This window comes from Tessaracoccus palaemonis, assembly GCF_019316905.1.
Lineage (GTDB): Bacteria > Actinomycetota > Actinomycetes > Propionibacteriales > Propionibacteriaceae > Arachnia > Arachnia palaemonis.
The window spans coordinates 2,330,175-2,347,194 of the sequence record NZ_CP079216.1; the positions used below are offsets into that span (position 1 = coordinate 2,330,175).

Consider the following 17,020-nt stretch of genomic DNA (forward strand, 5'->3'; position numbering starts at 1 on the left):
GCTAGCCTGCCTGTGTTCCATGCCCCGATCCCCAGGCAGGTCCTGATGACAGATCCGCAGCTGACCCTGCGGCCGGTGCGACTCTCCGACGCGGCCGCCACGCTCGATGCCTTCGGGTCCGACCCGTCGATGTCCCGCCAGGGCACGGTGACGTCGCTGGCTGAGGCCGAGGCCTACCTGTCGGGGCTGATCGACGACGAGCGCCAGCACCCGTTCGCCATCTGCGACGGGGACCGCCTCGTCGGGCTGGTGTGCGTGACTCTCGACACGGTCAATCGGGTGGGCTGGTTCTGGTACTGGACCAACGCGTCGCACCGCGGCCGCGGCTGGGCCTCGACGTGCGCGACGGCGGTCGCCAACTGGGCGCTGTCGGCAGGCGGCTGCGAGCGCCTCGAACTCGGTCACCGGGCCGACAACCCGCTGTCCGGCAACGTCGCGGGACGGGCCGGATTCGTCCGCGAAGGCCGGGAGCGGGGCAAGTTCCTGATCGACGGACAGCGGGTCGACGTGCTGACCTACGGCCGCCTGGCGACCGATCCCTGGCCCGCCGCGACACTGGAGGTCTCCTGGTGAGGCGCATCGGCACGCACAACGTCAACGGCATCCGGGCCGCGCTGCGGCGCGGCTTCGCCCCCTGGTGGGCGCAGACGAACGCCGACGTCATCGCCCTGCAGGAGGTCCGCTGCCGGGCCGACGACCTGCCGCTGGAGGCCTTCGCCGGCTACCACGCGACGCTGGACACCGGCACGCTGGCCGGCCGCAACGGCGTGGCGGTCCTGACCCGCCAGGTCCCGACCGCGGTGAGGACGCTCGGCGGGGCCGTGACGACCATCGACCCGCACGGGGCCCGGGAACACACCGAGGTCGACCGCCTCGTGAGCCGCGACCTCGCGCCGTTCGCGAGAGAGGGCCGCTACGTCGAGGTCGACCTGTCCGACACCCCGCTGACCGTCGCGTCGCTGTACCTCCCGAAGGGGGCCGCCTGGCCCTACGAGGACAACTCGCAGGAGAAGTACGACCGCAAGATGCGCTTCATGCGAGGGCTGGCCCGGCTTCTGACAGTTTCCCGCCGACGGTCGGCCGCCGAGGGCCGCGAGTTCGTCGTGATGGGTGACTTCAACGTCGCCCACACGAAGCAGGACCTGCGCAACTGGCGCACCAACCAGAAGTCCGAGGGCTTCCTGCCCGAGGAGCGAGACTGGTTCGGCTCCATCACGGGCCCCCGCACCCTTGTCGACGTGGTCCGCGCGCTCCACCCCGACGCCGACGGGCCGTACTCGTGGTGGTCATGGCGCGGGCAGGCCTTCGCCAACGACGCGGGCTGGCGGATCGACTACCATCTGGCCTCCCCCTCGCTGGCCAGATCGGCGACACACGCGTTCTCCGGGCGCGAGGCCAGCTACGAGGAACGGATCTCGGACCACTGCCCCGTCGTCGTGGACTACGCCGTCGGCGACTGATCCTTCTCGCGCGGCCGGGGACCGTCCCCGCCGGCGTCCATCGGCTGGCTCAGCTCGTGCGTGTGCATGGTCCAGTAGGCGGCGCCGAACAGGATCAGCACCATCATCCACGCCCCGTTGCGGATGCCGAAGTTCATCGCGTTGAACCCGAGCAGCACGACGGTGGCCACGATGGCCCCCCGCAGCGCGCGGGTCGACGGCTTCGTCATCGGCAGCAGGACGGCGCCCCACAGCAGATACCAGGAGTGCAGCGCCGGCACGCACAGCGCGAACCAGATGAACGAGTAGCTCAGGAAGTGCAGCGGCCGCCGGCCGAGGTGCCGATAGGCGAAGTGCACGATGCCGAGCACCGACATCACCGAGCCGATGCCCTTGAGCGCCACGACGGCGGCGCGGCCCGTCGGGTCGCCGGTGATCCAGTTGACGGGGAACTGGATCAGGTAGCCGACGACCGTGAACGGGGAGACCGTGTCGACCATGCCGGGCACGTTGATGGCGTTGATCCACCCGAAACCGAGCCCCGAGACCACCGAGATCGCGGCGAACACGGCCACCGCGACCGCCAGCGACGACAGGGCCCGCAGCGCGGCCCACGCGACGGCGCGGGGCCGCCAGGACGTCCAGGGTGCGACGAGGAACGGCAGCGCTACGGCCACCAGGAAGGCCGGCTGCTTGATGGAGGCGGCGACGCCGACCAGGATCGCGCCCAGCCACCAGCGGCGCATCTTCATCGTGACGAGGATGCCCGCCAGCATCAGCCCGGTCATCTGCGCGTCGTTGTGTGCGCCGCCGATGAAGTCGATGACCAGGATGGGGTTGAGGACGGCGAACCAGCTCGCCGCCGCGGGGTCGACGCCCACGCGCTTGGCGATCCGCGGGACCGTGACGCCGATCAGGATGACCCCGATCAGCGCCGGCACACGCATCAGCACGGCAGACAGGTAGGGGTCGAAGCCGGCGAGGATCACGATGCCGTGGCTCATCCACAGCGCGAGCGGGCCGTAGGGGGCGGTCGTCTCACGCCACACCCAGGCGACCTGGTCCGCGAAGTAGCCGGGCAGGATGCCGGGCCCTACCTGGTAGGGGTTCAGCCCGTTGTGGATCAGCCAGCCGTGGGCGGCATACGAGTAGGCGTCGTGCGAGAAGATCGGCGGCCCGACCAGCATCGGAGCCGAGATGATGGCCAGCACCGCCCAGTGGCGCAGCTGCGGCGCGCCGGCCGCCCGCCGCCGCGCGGGGCGCAGCCGGAACCAGGACTCCAGCAGCAGCGACAGGCCGACGAGCGTCGCGATCGTGCCGACCCACTTGGTGGTGGCGCCGTCGATGCCGAGGTCACGCAGCACATCCCAGATGGGCGAGGCCTGCGGCAGGTACGCGGGGCTCAGCGATCCGAGAAGGATGCCGAGGCTGCCGAGGAAACCGACCCACACCGCGCGGGTCGAGGCGGCAAGCCTCAGGTCCTCCCACGCCCGGGTCGCGAGGCTACGCACCGCCTCCGCCGAGCCGCTCCCTGCCGTGGGCAAGTTCAGCGAGCGAGGATGCGGGGGCGACGTGGGCGCCCGCCCACTCCAGTGCGTCCGTAGGGCACTGCTCGATACAGACGCCGCAGTACATGCACAGCGACCAGTCGATCTCGAACGTGTCGAGCACGTTGTGGGTGCGGGGTCGGGCGCCGGGGGCAGGGATCGTCTGCTCCTGATGCGACGTGAGCGAGATGCACCACGTGGGGCATTCGCGAGCGCAGATCATGCAGGACGTGCAGAGGTCCTCGACGAGCTGGATGGAGCCGTGGATCATCGTGACCTCCGGACGCGGGCACCCGTCGCGGACACCGCGATGTCCGCCGCCGTGGAGTCCGGCGCAGCCAGCACGGCGGGATCGGGGACGCCCGGCGGTACGAGCTTGCGTCGGCTGGGCGAGCTGCCGCGCTCGCCAGGCTCCAGGCCTCCGGGCCAGCTCGTGGTCTGCCGCTGCTCCAGCAGCACGTCCTTGCGCAGGGGGGCCGCGACGTCGCCGTGGTAGATCAGTGGCCGGTTGTCAGCGCCGTCGAATGTCACGCCGAAGAGGTCGTGCACCTGTCGTTGCAGCCACCCCGCCGCCGGGAGGAGGTGCGCGATCGACGGCAGCCTCGCGTCGCCACGGTCCACGGCCTCGTCGAGGGTGACGATCCCGCCGCCGACGGGGTCGAGGAGGCGTGCGATGACGCGGATCTCATCGGAGGAGCCCACCTCGTCGACCGCGGTGAGGTCCAGCAGGAAGGTGTGGCCGTCGGCCCGCGCCGATTCGACGCGCTCGACCCAGCTCATGCGTCGGCCCTCTGCCTGCGGAGGTCGTCCAGGAGCCCGTCGAGCGCGGACGGCGGCGGCGGGCAGCCGGCGATGAAGTGGTCGACATCCACGAAGGACTCGGCGCCGCGCACCACCGCGTACGAGTCCCAGTAGGGCCCGCCGATGCAGGCGCAGGCCCCGAAGGCCACGACGACGGGGCGCCGGGGCAGGCTGTCGAGAGTGTGCCGGATGGCAGGGACCACCGGCTCGGTGATGGTGCCGGACAGCGTCACGACCAGCGTCGCGCCGTCGGGGACCGAGGCCGGGTCGATGCCGGGCCGGTCCCTCTCCGCAGCCTGCGTCTCCAGCGCGCAGCAGGCCAGCGGGACGTCGACGACGAAGACGCTGCCGTCGTCGAACCAGTCGCGTGCCACTGCCATGGCGGGCAGTCTACTTCGACCAGCACCGCTGCTCGATGACCGCCCCTCCGGGGTGAGGGCATAGACTGGCGGGTCTGATGATGAACACCCCCTCCTGGGTCTCCGACGTGACCGACGCAGAGCTCAACCGTCGCTTCGGCGCGGCCACCGTGGCCCGAGGCCGCCAGTACGCCAGCCTGGGCAGGGTCAGCGCCGTCCGCTGCTCGGGCCCGGTGGCGACCGCCTCCGTACGGGGCAGCGGGTACCGCAGCTATCACACGACGGTGGTGGGCGGCGACGGCGCCGACACTCTCGTGGCGACCTGCAGCTGCCCGGTGCGCAGCGACTGTAAGCACGCCGTCGCGGTCATCCTCGCCCTCCGATCCCCCGGCTCGCGCCCCGAGCAGGGCTGGCAGCAGGTGCTGGCGCCGTTCGCCTCGGCCCGTGACGAGGGGTCGCCACTGGCCCTGCTCGTGTCCGAGGAGGGGCCGAACCTGGTTCTGCGGCCGCTGCGGCCGGGGGCCCGCGACGCCTGGGTCCGCGCCGGGGCCTCCTGGGCGGATGTCGCGGGCGCACGCACCGGATTCCTCGAGTCCCAGCGTGCCCCGATCGCGGAGCTGCACGAGGCAAGGGACCCTGGCTCCTTCGCCATGCGCTCCGACGTCATCGCGGTCGGGGACCTGCTGCCCAGCGCCTGGCAGTCGCTGCAGCGCGCCGTCGAGGCGGGCGTTGTGCTGGTGGCCGGCACCTCCGCGTCCGGGCGCGACCTGCCGGAGCCGGTGCTGGCGACCTCCCCGCTCCGCCCGCTGGTCGACGTGGAGCGCGACGGCGAAGACCTGACGGTGCGGGCACTGATCGACTGGGACGGCACCCGCATCGAGTTGCCACGCAAGGGCCTGCTCGGCCGCCGGGCGCACGGTGCCTGGTTCGTGCATCACGACGCTCTGGTCCTCGGCCCGTTCGCAGGCCCCCTCTCCCCCGCCGTGCAGGGCCTGTTCCAGCACGGAACGGTGCGGGTCCCCGGCGCAGACATCGACGAGTTCGCCGTCGGCTACCTGCCCCGGGTGCGCCGCACCGTCGACGTCGCGGTCGGCGAGGGCATCGACCTGCCGGCGGCCCATCCCCCGAGGCTCCTGTGTCGCGTCGACTTCCGCGAGAGGTCGGCGCATGTGCACTGGGGCTTCGTCTACCGGCTGGGCGAGCGCGTCCAGGAGGTCGGCCTGTCGGGGACCGACGAGCGGGCGCCACGCGACCCTGTCGCAGAGCGGTCCCTGATCGCCTCCGTGCCCGCCGGCGCGTGGGTCGAGACGTCGCCGGCCGGCCCGCAGCTTCGCCCGGCTTTCCTGACCGGACGCGCGCTGATCGACTTCGTCACTGACGCGCTGCCCGAGCTCAGGTCGCGCGACGAGGTCGACGTGCAGCTCAACCGCGAGCCTCCCGAGTTCCGCCGGGCCGAGGATGAGGCCGTCGTCCACCTGGCCGTCACCGAGTCGAGCGTCGGCGACTGGTTCGATCTCGGCGTCGACGTCCGCGTCGGCGAGGAGCGCGTGCCTCTTGCCGACCTCATCGCGGCGCTGACCGCCGGCGACGACCATCTGATGCTGTCGTCCGGCACGTGGTTCCCGTTGGACCAGCCCGAGCTGGCGGAGCTGCGCGCCCTCGTGGAGGAGGCCAGACTGCTCGTCGACTCCGACGGCGACACGTTCCGGCTCCGGCCGGAGCATGCCGGGCTCTGGGAGGAACTCGAGGAGCTCGGAGTCGTCACAGGGCAGGCGGACTCGTGGCGGCAGGCGGTGTCCGCGCTGCTGGATCCCGAGTCGCTGCCGGCCATCGAGGTGCCCGCCGGCCTCCAGGCTGAGCTCCGCCCGTATCAGGACACCGGATTCCAGTGGCTGAGCTTCCTGTTGTCCTCGCGGCTCGGCGGCATCCTCGCCGACGAGATGGGCCTGGGCAAGACCCTCCAGTCGCTCGCCCTCATCCTGTCGGCGAAGGACCGCGGCGAGCTGGACGGCCCCGTCCTGGTCGTCGCCCCGACGTCGGTCATCGGCACCTGGGTCTCGGAGGCAGCACGATTCACACCCGGGTTGAGGACGGTGGCTGTCACCGCCACGAAGGCCAAGCGGGGCACCGACCTGGCCGACGAGGTGGCCGGCGCCGACATCGTCGTCACGTCCTACACGCTGCTGCGGTTGGAGGCCGACCACTACCGCGCCGTCGAGTGGGGCGGGGTGCTGCTGGACGAGGCCCAGTTCGTCAAGAACCACGCCTCCAAGGCGTACCAGGCGGTGCGCAAGCTGCGGGCCCGCGTGAAGATCGCACTGACCGGCACACCGCTGGAGAACAACCTGATGGACCTGTGGTCGCTGCTGTCGATCACCGCTCCTGGCCTGTTCCCGGATCCCAAGGCGTTCACCACCGCGTACCGCCGCCCGATCGAGGGCGGCGACACCGACTCGCTGGCGCGCCTCCACCGTCGGATCCGGCCGCTGATCCTACGACGCACGAAGGCTGCGGTCGCGGAGGAACTGCCTCCGAAGCAGGAGCAGGTCGTGCCCGTCGAGCTCAGCCCGGCGCACCGCCGCACCTACGAAAGGCACCTTGCCCGCGAGCGACAGAAGGTGCTTGGCCTGGTCGGCGACCTCGGCCGCAACCGCATCACCATCCTTCGCTCGCTGACGCTGCTCAGGCAGCTCAGCCTCTCCCCCGCGCTGGTCGACGAGAATCAGCCGGCCGTGTCCGCGAAGATCGACGCCCTCGTCGAGATGCTCGACGAGATCGTCGCCGAGGGGCACCGCGCGCTGGTCTTCTCGCAGTTCACCAGCTTCCTCGCCCTCGTCAAGGAACGCTTCGACGAGGAGTCCATCGCCTACGAGTACCTCGACGGCAGCACCCGCGACCGGGCCGCGACCATCGACGGATTCCGCAACGGCGAGGCGCCCGTGTTCCTCATCTCACTGAAGGCCGGCGGCTTCGGCCTCACGCTGACGGAGGCGGACTACGTCTTCATCCTGGACCCGTGGTGGAACCCGGCCGCGGAGAACCAGGCCATCGACCGGACCCACCGCATCGGCCAGGACAAGCGCGTCAACGTGTACCGGCTCGTCTCGCAAGACACCATCGAGGAGAAGGTCGTCGCGCTGCAGCAGGCCAAGCGGCACCTGTTCGACTCGGTGGTGGGCACCGGATCCGACACCGCGGCACCGCTGTCGGCCAGCGACATCGTGGGGCTACTGGAGCCCTGACCGGGCCGTTCACTCATGGCGCACAGGCGCCCCGAGGGCAGTATCAACCGGGGGCCTATGATGGGCCAGACGCCCACCATTCGACACACGAAGGTCTTGTTTCACGTGCCACAGCAGCTCTCCCTCCCCAGGGTTGTCATCCGCTTCGCCGGCGATTCAGGCGACGGAATGCAGCTCACCGGCGATCGATTCACGGCGGAGACCGCGAGTTTCGGCAACGACATCGCGACGCTGCCCAACTTCCCCGCCGAGATCCGGGCACCACAGGGCACCCTGCCCGGCGTGAGCAGCTTCCAGCTGCACTTCGCCAACTTCGACATCGTGACCCCAGGTGACGTGCCCGACGTGCTGGTGGCCATGAACCCCGCCGCGCTGAAGGCGAACCTGAAGGACCTGCCACGCGGCGGCGTGATCATCGTCGACACGGCGGACTTCACGAAGCGCAACCTCGCCAAGATCGGCTGGGACGCCAACCCGCTCGACGACGGCACGCTGGAGGCCTACTCGGTGCACGCGTTCGACCTGACCGGGCTCGCCACGGGTGCCGTCGCGGGATTCGACCTCACCCGTAAGGACGCGTCGCGCACGAAGAACATGTTCGCGCTCGGCCTGCTCAGCTGGCTGTACTCGCGCCCCGTCGATGGCACGCTCGAGTTCCTGGCCGAGAAGTTCGCCGGCAAGCCCGTCATCCGCGACGCGAACGTCGCCGCCTTCAAGGCCGGCTACGCGTTCGGTGAGACCACCGAGCACTTCGAGGTGCAGTACCACGTCGACCCCGCCCCGATGCCGAAGGGTCGCTACCGCCAGATCTCCGGCAACGTCGCGACGGCCTACGGCCTGATGGCCGGCGCCTACAAGGCGGGCATGCAGCTGTTCCTCGGCTCCTACCCCATCACCCCCGCCTCGGACATCCTCCATGAGCTGTCCAAGCGCAAGGACGTCGGCGTCATGACGTTCCAGGCGGAGGATGAGATCGCCGGCATCGGCTCCGCGCTGGGTGCCTCCTTCGCCGGCGCCCTTGGCGTGACCACCACGTCCGGCCCCGGCATGTCGCTGAAGAGCGAGGCTCTCGGGCTCGGCATCATGACCGAGCTGCCGCTGGTCGTCGTCGACGTGCAGCGCTCCGGCCCGTCGACGGGCATGCCCACGAAGACCGAGCAGGCCGACCTGCTGCAGGCCCTGTGGGGTCGCAACGGCGAGGCTCCGCTCCCGGTGCTGGCCGCGAAGTCGGCCTCCGACTGCTTCGACACCGCGGTGGAGGCCTGCCGCATGGCCGTGAAGTACCGCACGCCGGTCATCATGCTGACCGACGGCTACCTCGCCAACGGCGCCGAGCCGTGGAAGATCCCGGATCTGGAGGCCATCGAGCCGATCGAGCCGAACTTCGCCACGGCCCACAACGCCACCAACGCGAAGGGCGCCCCGTCGTTCGAGCCGTACCGGCGTGACCCCGAGACCCTGGCGCGCGCCTGGGCGATCCCCGGCACCCCCGAGCTTGAGCACCGCATCGGCGGCCTGGAGAAGGGCGACCTGCACGGCGAGATCTCCTACGACCCGGAGAACCACGAGCGCATGACGCGACTTCGTCAGGCGAAGATCGACGGCATCGTCGCGGACGTGCCGGATGTGGAGGTCGACGACCCCAGCGGCGAGGCCCGCGTGCTCGTGCTCGGCTGGGGATCGACCTACGGCCCCATCACCGCGTCGACGCGCCGCCTGCGCCAGACGGGCCGCAACGTCGCCACCGCGCACCTGCGTCACCTCAACCCGATGCCCGCCAACCTCGGCGAGGTGCTCGCGGCCTACGACAAGGTCGTGGTGCCCGAGATGAACCTCGGCCAGCTCGCCACGGTGCTGCGCGCCCGCTACCTGACCGAAGTGTCCAGCTACTCACGCGTCCGCGGCCTGCCGATCTCCATCACGGAACTCGAGGCCGACCTGATCGCCGAGATCGACGCCCTCGGCAAGGAGAACTGATGACTGCCACCGTCAACGGCCTCGCCCGGATCCCGCTCAGCATCGAGCCGCTCAGCAAGAAGGACTACACCTCGGACCAGGAGGTCCGCTGGTGCCCCGGCTGCGGCGACTACTCCGTGCTCGCCACCTTCCAGTCGATGATCGCCACGCTGGGCATCAAGCGGGAGAACAGCGTCATCGTCTCCGGCATCGGCTGCTCCTCGCGGTTCCCGTACTACGTCGACTCGTACGGCATGCACTCGATCCACGGCCGCGCCCCGGCGATCGCGACCGGGGTCGCCGTGACCCGCCCCGACCTGAACGTGTGGGTCGTCACGGGCGACGGTGACGCGCTGTCGATCGGCGGCAACCACCTGATGCATGCGCTGCGCCGCAACGTGAACATCACGATCCTGCTGTTCAACAACCGGATCTACGGCCTGACGAAGGGCCAGTACTCCCCCACCTCCGAGCTGGGCAAGGTGACCAAGTCGACGCCCTACGGCTCGCTCGACACGCCGTTCAACCCCATCTCGCTGGCGCTGGGCGCCGAAGCGAGCTTCGTCGCCCGTGCCATCGACTCCGACCGCAAGGGCCTGACGGAGGTCCTCACGGCCGCCACGCAGCACCGCGGCGCCTCGCTGGTGGAGATCTACCAGAACTGCCCCATCTTCAACGACGACGCGTTCGAGACCCTCAAGGGCCCCGAGGGTGCGCTCATCCGGCTGCGGCACGGCGAGCCGATCGTCTTCGGCGACGGCGAGTACTGCGTCATCCGAGACCCGCACACCGGCGAGATCCGGGTCGCGACCACGGCCGACGTCGAGCCCTCGGCCATCATCGTGCACGACGAGACGCGCCAGGACCCGTCGCAGGCCTTCGCGCTGTCGCGGCTGACCGAGCCCGGCGTGCTGCGTCAGGCGCCGATCGGCATCTTCCGCAACGTCGAGCGTCCCGCCTACGATGACCTCGTCCGGGAGCAGATCGACGCCGTGCGCGCCGACGACCCGGGCAAGGCGCTGGCGCACGTCATCGCCGGCAACGACACCTGGGAGGCCGACGAGCGATGAGCGATCAGCAGGGGTGGACGCCCGGCGCTCCCGCCCCTGCGCGCCCCGCTCAGCACGACGGACCCCTGTCGCAGGAGACCCCTGTCAGGCCCGACGGCGAGGCCCGACCCCGGCCCGACGCCACGTCGTCGGCCCCGAGCTTCGCGGCCATCGAACTCCAGTCCGCGCTCGTCCGTACGCAGGACCAGAGCCGTTTCGTCGCCCCCGACCTCGACGAGACTGGGGCGAAGCCGCCGTTGCCCTGGCGTCGCCTCTCCTGGGTCTTCGCGGTCGTCGTGGCCCTCGGCATCGTGGCCGGGTTCACCTATGTGACGTGGTTCCGCAACGTCGAGAAGGATGCGGAGGTGGCCGTCGTCGTCGACTCCGTCGACCCCGCGCAGGTGGCCGCGCAGACACCCCAGGACATCGTCCGGGACTACTTCGCGGCACTGGCGGACGGCGACATTGCCAAGGCGCTCACGATGGGGCCGCGTGGCGGCACCGGGTCGGAGGCCCTCCTCACCCCGAAGGTCTACGCCGTCACCGCCGCTCTGACGCCGATCAGCGACGTCGAGATCCTCACGACGGACCCGGCGGCCACCGAGGTGGACGTCCGCTACCGCCTCGGCGACAGCCGGGTGGACACCGCGGTCCGCATCACCCGCCTCGACACCGGCGAGTACCGGCTCACGCGGACCACGGTCCCGGTGCAGTTCCAGATCACGGGATCCGACAACCTCCCGCTGATCATCAACGGCGCGACGGTCGACCAGGGCCAGACGTTCGAGGTGGTGCCCGGGCGGTACGAGCTGAGCACCGGCAGGACGCTCCTGGAGTACCCCGAATCGTCGGCGATCGAGATCCAGACGCTGGCGCGCCCCGACCTCACCCGCCACCCGGCGAGCCCGGAGCTGACCGACCTGGGTCGCTCGGCGCTGATGAGCGCGGCCCGGGAGTCGCTGGACCGGTGCCTAGCGCAGCAGTCGCTGGCCCCGACGGGCTGCCCGTTCGGCATCAGGAGCGACAAGTCCGTCGTACCCTCGTCGATCCACTGGACCCTGCTGAACGACCCATGGGCCGACACCACCCCGTCGCTCAGCGCGGACGACCAGTCCATCGCGGTCCTGACCATCGGGCTCCGCCTCCAGCTGAGCGTCGACTACGCCGACGGCACCCGGTCGCCGGGTCAGGAGTTCAGCGACACCGTTCAGGCCCGCGCGAACATGCTCGGCGAGACCAGCAGTGACGTCGCGATCTTCTGGGAGCGCTGAGCCCCCGTGACCACGCGACGTGCGGACAACCCCAGATGAGGAAGATGCGGCAGGTTGTCTCCGGGCTTGCCGTGATCCTGGTCGGGCTGGTCATCCTCGGCACAACCACGGTGTTCAGCTGCTCAGAAGTCGCCTGCGGTCCGAGCTTCTCTCCCTCTGCCCTCCTCTTCGCCATCGCGGCCTTCGTCACCGGAGGGTTCCTTCTCTTCAGAAGATGACGCGTCCCGGGCGTCGGACCGCATGAATGGTGGGATCGGTCGAGAACCCGGGAAGCAGGCGTCAACGCACGCGCACGAAGAGCCCCGCTCGCGCTGAGTAACCTGGGAGGCATGACACAAGCCATCGACTTCGCCAACGCCGACCCCGCCGTCCGCCCCCAGGACGACCTGTTCCGCCACGTCAACGGGACATGGCTCGCGACGGCGAAGATCGACCCGGACCAGAGCTCGGCCGGCGGGTTCATCGACCTGCGGGACAGGTCGGAGGCCGATGTCCACGCGCTGATCGAAGAGCAGCCCCTCGGAGACCCGACCACCGACGCCGGGCGGATCGCCGCCCTGTTCGCGTCGTTCATGGACGAGGCGCGCGTCGAGGAGCTCGGCGCCGCGCCGCTGGCCCCGATCTTCCAGGCCATCGACGCGATCGACTCACCGTCGGCGCTGGCCCGTCACCTCGGCTGGTCGCTGAGGCACGGCCTCAGCCCGCTCGTGGCGCTGTACGAGGAGGTCGACCCCGGCGACCCCACCCACTACACCGCCTTCCTGACGCAGGCCGGCCTCGGCCTCCCGGACGAGAGCTACTACCGCCTCGACGAGCACGCCGAGATTCGGGGGAAGTACCTGGCGCACCTGACCCGCGTGTTCGGGCTGGCCGGGTTCGAGGATGCCGCCGAACAGGCCGCGACGGTGCTGGATCTGGAGACCCGGATCGCCGCCCACCACTGGGACCGCGTCCGTCTCCGCGATCTGAAGGCCAGCTACAACCCGACCGCCTATGACGACGTCGTGGCACAGAGTCCCGGCTTCGCCTGGCAGGCCTACCTGGAGGGTGCCGAGCTGCCGCGCGACCGGTTCGACGTGCTCGTCGTGTCGCAGCCGTCGTTCATCGCGGGCATCGCGCCGCTTGTCGCCAACGCCCCGCTCGACGCCTGGCGCTCGTGGGCCCGCTGGAAGGCCATCTCTGCGCTGTCCGCCTACCTGTCGTCCCCCTTCGTCGACGCCCGCTTCGACTTCTACGAGAAGACGCTGTCCGGCAACGAGGAACAGCGCCCGCGCTGGAAGCGCGGCGTGAGCTTCGTCGAGGCCGTCGTCGGCGAGGCCGTGGGCCAGAGTTACGTCGCCCGCCACTTCCAGAGCGAGAAGAAGGAGGCGATGGAGAAGCTCGTCGCCAAGCTGCTCGAGGCCTACCGCGACTCCATCACCAAGCTCGGCTGGATGACCGAGGAGACCCGCGCCGAGGCGCTGCGGAAGCTGTCGAAGTTCACGCCGAAGATCGGGTACCCCACGAAGTGGCGCGACTACTCGGCGCTGACAGTCTCCGCCGACGACCTCGTCGGCAACGTGCTGGCCGCCAACTCGTTCGAGCTCGACTGGACGCTGTCGCGCATCGGGCAGCCCGTCGACCTGACCGAGTGGCAGATGTACCCGCAGACGGTCAACGCGTACTACCACCCGCTGCGCAACGAGATCGTCTTCCCCGCCGCCATCCTGCAGCCGCCGTTCTTCAACGCCGACGCCGACGACGCCGTGAACTACGGCGCCATCGGCGCCGTGATCGGCCACGAGATCGGCCACGGCTTCGACGACAAGGGCTCGACCTGCGACGGCGATGGGAAGCTCCGCGACTGGTGGCAGCCCGCCGACCGTGAGGCCTTCGAGCAGCTCACCAGCCGCCTCGTCGGCCAGTACGAGGGCCTCGAGCCGGAGGGCGTCACCGGCACCACCGGCGTCAACGGCAAGCTGACGCTCGGCGAGAACATCGGCGACCTCGGCGGCCTCGGCATCGCCTACGACGCCTGGCTGCTGGCCGGCGGCCAGCCCGACGGCGAGCCGATCGACGGCCTGACCCCGGCGCAGCGCTTCTTCATCGGCTGGGCTCAGGCCTGGCGTGGCAAGCGCCGGCCCGAGGCCGCCAAGGTGCTGCTGACCACCGACCCGCACTCGCCGTCGGAGTTCCGCTGCAACAAGATCGTGCGGAACCTGGACGCGTTCTTCGACGCCTTCGGCGTCACGGAGGCAGACGCCCTGTGGCTGGCCCCCGAGGACCGCGTCACCATCTGGTGATGCCGGTGAGGCGAGCGGCGTCGGTGGCGGCTGCCCTCAGCTGCCGCTGGCGGCCCTCTCCGCAGACGCCAACGATATTCGCGCGAATACCGTTGGCGTCTGTCTATACCCTTGGCGTCGCGGACCGAAGCCAGGTCCTCGGCCGTCCTCAGGGCTCCTCACAGAGCATCGCCAGCCGCGTGTAGGACTCCGACAGGTTCCCCGACGCGCGGACGAGCCGCCGCACGGTGACGCCCTCCTCGTACAGGTCCGTCATGACGCTGCGGATGATCGCGAAGTCCCTTCCGAGGGTCGCGGCCGCGTCGGCGAGCTGCTCGTCCTCGGTGTCCTCGGCGAACGTGTCCCACTGCCTCGACATCGACTTGAACTGCTTCATGACCTTCCTGAACGAGTCGCCGTCGACCGTGACGGCCTTCTCCTTCACACGATGGGACTTCAACAGGTCCTCTGCGATGTCGCGGCACTCGGCGGTCCGGGCCTCGAGCGCGAGCTGCTCGGCGGAGAACCACGGGCTGGGCGAGGTGGAGGGCGTCGGGGCGGCCTCGACCGAGGGTGCGCAGCCGGCCAGGGTGAGTGCGATGAATGCGGCGATCCGCATTGCGACGGTGCGACGGGACATGGCGTTCCTTCCGAATGGCCCGGGCCTGTGCCCGGTGCCGCGACGCTAGTGGGTCAGCCCGCCACGCCCCGCGAGTTATCCACAGCCTTCCCGGCCCACGCCGATCCCGCCCCGCCCTCAGTCCCGGTCCGCCTTCCCGCAGACGCCAACGAAATACACCGACGCCAACGGTATTCACGCGAATACCGTTGGCGTCCGTGCATACCGTTGGCGTCGCGGGATTATCGTTGGCGTCCGCGGTGGAGGCCGTCCACGCGGGAGGCGACGGCGGCGAGGAACGCGTCGGCTCCGGGGGCGCTGCGCGGGACGACGATGGCGATGGAGCGGCCGAACCAGACGATCCCCACGCGCCCGGCCGGCTCGACGGACGTGACGGACTCCCACGCCACGCCGATGCGGGAGCCACCGATCCGGGCGTAGACCTCCTCGTCGTCGAACCACCATGCCCCTGGCCCGACGTCGTAGGAGCCCGAACGTACCATCGCCTCGGCCTGGGCCCCCACCTGGCTGCGCGCGAGCACAACGATGCCTCCCGCCGCAAGGACCGCTCCGAGGGCGACGGCAACCAGCCCGCCGGTGAACTGACCGAGGATCACGTACCCGGCGAAGGCCCCCAGCAGAGCACCCGTCGCAGCCAGCATCCACTGCTGCTGGCGGCCGGCCGGCGTCACGAGGAAGTGGCGGTTGAACGCGACGTAGTCTGCAAGGACCACCTCGCCTTGGAGGACGGGCGAGGGGTGCCTGCCCACGTCCTGCGCCCGCTGGAGCGCGCCGGGCCCCGCTGTCAGCATCCGGGCGGCGGACTCGAGGGTCGGCTGACCGAGGCTGGCCGGAAGGATGAAGGCGACGGCGGCCCCGGTCGGCGCCTGGGGTGTCGCGGCGGCGAGCGGCACGATGAGGTGACCGCCCACCTGCCGTGGCTCTCCGAGAGCGGCCCAGCTGAGCAGGTGGCTGACGCCGGGTCGGTCGTGATGGGCTCCGTCGAGGTCCAGCCACACGCGCTGGGGGCCGATGGGCATGGCGCCTGAGGCGATCACGATGTCGGCGCGCTGGCGACGGGTGACGAAGAGCATCAGCCAGACCACGGCGACGCCGAAGGCGACTCCTGGCACCAGCATGAGTGCCAGGATCCACCAGAGGATTGGTTCGCCGTCGGCCAGCAACGCACCGGACAGGCCACCGACCGCTCCACCGATTCCACCCAGGCCGATCCAGAGTCGGTCACTCCGGCGTCGCCCCGGCCGAAGTCGGTCCCAGGCCGCGAGCGCACTCCTCGCGTCGACCCGCGAGAGGTCGTACTCGATCAGGGGAAATGGCGAGACGGACACGACGCCCAGACTAGCGGGCGCCCACCATGCGTTCGTGCGGCACGAAACCCGAGGCTGTGTGCGATTCTCGTTGACGGACCGGGGAGAATCGACCACTGAACGATTTTCGGAACGCGACGTGGGCTTCCGAGAGCGAGGTGGGGGGGCTAGTTGGTGCGCTCCACGAGGTCGGTGCAGACCTGCAGCAGTGCGTCCTTGGCCTCGCCCTCCGGGAGGGGCGCGAGGTGCTCGCGCGCGATCTGCGCCCGACGCTCGACCTCGGCCTTGGCGCGGCCCATGACGGGGTGCTCGCGCAGGGCCGCGAGGACCTCGGCGAGGGCCTCGTCGGAGCTGAGGTCGGAGTCGATCCGGGCGAGCAGCTCGGCGTCGGTCGGGTCGTTCTCGGCGCGGAGCATGAGCACGGGCAGCGTCGGGACGCCCTCGCGCAGGTCGGTGCCGGGGGTCTTGCCCGTGGTGGTCGACGTGATGTCGATCAGGTCGTCGGAGAGCTGGAAGACCAGCCCGACCTCCTCGCCGAAGGCGGACAGCGCGTCGAGGGTGGGCTCGGGGGCGCCGGAGACCATGCCGCCGAACCGGGCGGAGGCCGCGATCAGCGACCCCGTCTTGTCCGCGATGACCTGGATGTAGTGGGCCAGCGGGTCCTCGCCGTCGCCGGCGCCCTTGGTCTCGGCGATCTGCCCCTGCACCAGGCGCGAGAAGGTCTCGGCCTGCAGGTGCACGTACTCGACACCCAACTCCGCGACGGTGGTGGAGGCGCGGGCGAACAGGAAGTCGCCGACCAGGATCGCCACCGAGTTGCCCCACAGGCGGTTGGCGGACGGGGCGCCGCGGCGCAGGTCTGCGGCGTCCATCACGTCGTCGTGGTAGAGGCTGGCGACGTGCGTGAGCTCCATCACCATCGCCGCACGAAGCAGGTTGTCCTCGTCGACCTCGCCGCCGAAGCGGGAGGACAGGAACACCAGCAGCGGGCGGAATCGCTTCCCGCCGGCCGCGATGATGTGCCTGGCCATCTCCGTCACGAACGGCGAGTTGGCGACGGCAGACTCAGCCAGGCGCTCCTCAAAGACATCGAGGAGGCCGGCGAGCTGCTCATCGAGCGGGGTGTCCGCCACGAGGTACTCCTAGCT

Annotated in this window: 15 protein-coding genes; 8 read left to right on the plus strand and 7 right to left on the minus strand. The window is 70.4% G+C overall.

Translation table 11 applies throughout. From position 1 onward, the window contains the following. Positions 1-45 precede the first annotated feature (45 nt). Both KDB89_RS10595 and KDB89_RS10600 read left to right on the plus strand, forming a co-directional pair. Complete coding sequence (locus KDB89_RS10595; protein WP_219080828.1) at positions 46-573, plus strand: GNAT family N-acetyltransferase; 528 nt, start codon at positions 46-48, stop codon at positions 571-573. Next, entirely contained in the window at positions 570-1,460 is an 891-nt protein-coding gene (locus KDB89_RS10600; RefSeq protein ID WP_219080830.1) for an exodeoxyribonuclease III, read from the plus strand. The genes KDB89_RS10595 and KDB89_RS10600 overlap by 4 nt, the downstream gene beginning before the upstream one ends. Here the strand turns inward: KDB89_RS10600 and mptB are convergent. From mptB to KDB89_RS10620, 4 genes are read right to left on the minus strand one after another with little or no spacing between them, the layout of a single operon-like run. Continuing rightward, positions 1,442-2,950 carry a polyprenol phosphomannose-dependent alpha 1,6 mannosyltransferase MptB gene (gene mptB, locus KDB89_RS10605; protein WP_219080832.1) on the minus strand — a complete coding sequence of 503 codons (1,509 nt, stop codon included), beginning with the start codon at positions 2,948-2,950 and terminating at the stop codon, positions 1,442-1,444. The two genes, KDB89_RS10600 and mptB, sit on opposite strands and share 19 nt — an antisense overlap. Beyond that, positions 2,943-3,257 (minus strand): NADH-quinone oxidoreductase subunit I, encoded by a 315-nt coding sequence (locus KDB89_RS10610; RefSeq protein ID WP_219080833.1) that lies wholly within the window; start codon positions 3,255-3,257, stop codon positions 2,943-2,945. Before KDB89_RS10610 ends, mptB begins: the two co-directional genes overlap by 8 nt. Next, entirely contained in the window at positions 3,254-3,766 is a 513-nt protein-coding gene (locus tag KDB89_RS10615) for an NADH-quinone oxidoreductase subunit C (protein WP_219080835.1), read from the minus strand. The genes KDB89_RS10610 and KDB89_RS10615 overlap by 4 nt, the downstream gene beginning before the upstream one ends. After that, positions 3,763-4,167, minus strand: coding sequence for an NADH-quinone oxidoreductase subunit B (locus KDB89_RS10620; RefSeq protein ID WP_219080837.1), 405 nt, complete (start codon positions 4,165-4,167; stop codon positions 3,763-3,765). Before KDB89_RS10620 ends, KDB89_RS10615 begins: the two co-directional genes overlap by 4 nt. 77 nt (positions 4,168-4,244) lie before the next feature. On the opposite strand from KDB89_RS10620, the gene KDB89_RS10625 reads away from it, so the two are divergent. The 6 genes from KDB89_RS10625 to KDB89_RS10650 all read left to right on the plus strand — a co-directional run bounded on the left by KDB89_RS10625 (position 4,245) and on the right by KDB89_RS10650 (position 13,946). Next, on the plus strand, positions 4,245-7,388 hold the full coding sequence (locus KDB89_RS10625) for a DEAD/DEAH box helicase (RefSeq protein ID WP_219080839.1): 3,144 nt from the start codon (positions 4,245-4,247) through the stop codon (positions 7,386-7,388). 60 nt (positions 7,389-7,448) lie between these two features. Beyond that, a complete protein-coding gene (locus KDB89_RS10630; protein WP_219080841.1) occupies positions 7,449-9,365 on the plus strand; it encodes a 2-oxoacid:acceptor oxidoreductase subunit alpha in 1,917 nt (638 codons plus the stop codon). Then, positions 9,365-10,414: a 2-oxoacid:ferredoxin oxidoreductase subunit beta gene (locus KDB89_RS10635; RefSeq protein ID WP_219080843.1), complete on the plus strand. Its 1,050-nt coding sequence runs from the start codon at positions 9,365-9,367 to the stop codon at positions 10,412-10,414. The genes KDB89_RS10630 and KDB89_RS10635 overlap by 1 nt, the downstream gene beginning before the upstream one ends. Continuing rightward, entirely contained in the window at positions 10,411-11,664 is a 1,254-nt protein-coding gene (locus KDB89_RS10640; RefSeq protein ID WP_219080845.1) for a hypothetical protein, read from the plus strand. The genes KDB89_RS10635 and KDB89_RS10640 overlap by 4 nt, the downstream gene beginning before the upstream one ends. Before the next feature lie 35 nt (positions 11,665-11,699). Then, positions 11,700-11,882, plus strand: coding sequence for a hypothetical protein (locus tag KDB89_RS10645; protein ID WP_219080847.1), 183 nt, complete (start codon positions 11,700-11,702; stop codon positions 11,880-11,882). A gap of 111 nt (positions 11,883-11,993) precedes the next feature. Then, positions 11,994-13,946, plus strand: a complete 1,953-nt coding sequence (locus KDB89_RS10650; RefSeq protein WP_219080849.1) for a M13 family metallopeptidase — start codon at positions 11,994-11,996, stop codon at positions 13,944-13,946. Positions 13,947-14,094: 148 nt separating this feature from the next. Here the strand turns inward: KDB89_RS10650 and KDB89_RS10655 are convergent, their stop codons facing one another. The 3 genes from KDB89_RS10655 to KDB89_RS10665 all read right to left on the minus strand — a co-directional run bounded on the left by KDB89_RS10655 (position 14,095) and on the right by KDB89_RS10665 (position 17,005). Next, positions 14,095-14,565 carry a hypothetical protein gene (locus KDB89_RS10655; RefSeq protein WP_219080852.1) on the minus strand — a complete coding sequence of 157 codons (471 nt, stop codon included), beginning with the start codon at positions 14,563-14,565 and terminating at the stop codon, positions 14,095-14,097. A 221-nt stretch (positions 14,566-14,786) separates the two neighbouring features. Next, positions 14,787-15,893, minus strand: a complete 1,107-nt coding sequence (locus tag KDB89_RS10660; protein ID WP_219080854.1) for a hypothetical protein — start codon at positions 15,891-15,893, stop codon at positions 14,787-14,789. Positions 15,894-16,039: 146 nt separating this feature from the next. Then, positions 16,040-17,005 carry a polyprenyl synthetase family protein gene (locus tag KDB89_RS10665; RefSeq protein ID WP_439654846.1) on the minus strand — a complete coding sequence of 322 codons (966 nt, stop codon included), beginning with the start codon at positions 17,003-17,005 and terminating at the stop codon, positions 16,040-16,042. Between the last annotated feature and the right edge of the window lie 15 nt (positions 17,006-17,020).

Coding starts and splice junctions, on each gene's coding strand:
- KDB89_RS10620 (WP_219080837.1), bottom strand. CDS start 4,167: ATGGCAGTGGCACGCGACTGGTTCGACGACGGCAGCGTCTTCGTCGTC.
- KDB89_RS10650 (WP_219080849.1), top strand. CDS start 11,994: ATGACACAAGCCATCGACTTCGCCAACGCCGACCCCGCCGTCCGCCCC.
- KDB89_RS10625 (WP_219080839.1), top strand. CDS start 4,245: ATGATGAACACCCCCTCCTGGGTCTCCGACGTGACCGACGCAGAGCTC.
- KDB89_RS10645 (WP_219080847.1), top strand. CDS start 11,700: ATGAGGAAGATGCGGCAGGTTGTCTCCGGGCTTGCCGTGATCCTGGTC.
- KDB89_RS10615 (WP_219080835.1), bottom strand. CDS start 3,766: ATGAGCTGGGTCGAGCGCGTCGAATCGGCGCGGGCCGACGGCCACACC.
- KDB89_RS10630 (WP_219080841.1), top strand. CDS start 7,449: ATGGGCCAGACGCCCACCATTCGACACACGAAGGTCTTGTTTCACGTG.
- KDB89_RS10610 (WP_219080833.1), bottom strand. CDS start 3,257: ATGATCCACGGCTCCATCCAGCTCGTCGAGGACCTCTGCACGTCCTGC.
- KDB89_RS10635 (WP_219080843.1), top strand. CDS start 9,365: ATGACTGCCACCGTCAACGGCCTCGCCCGGATCCCGCTCAGCATCGAG.
- KDB89_RS10640 (WP_219080845.1), top strand. CDS start 10,411: ATGAGCGATCAGCAGGGGTGGACGCCCGGCGCTCCCGCCCCTGCGCGC.
- KDB89_RS10595 (WP_219080828.1), top strand. CDS start 46: ATGACAGATCCGCAGCTGACCCTGCGGCCGGTGCGACTCTCCGACGCG.
- KDB89_RS10655 (WP_219080852.1), bottom strand. CDS start 14,565: ATGTCCCGTCGCACCGTCGCAATGCGGATCGCCGCATTCATCGCACTC.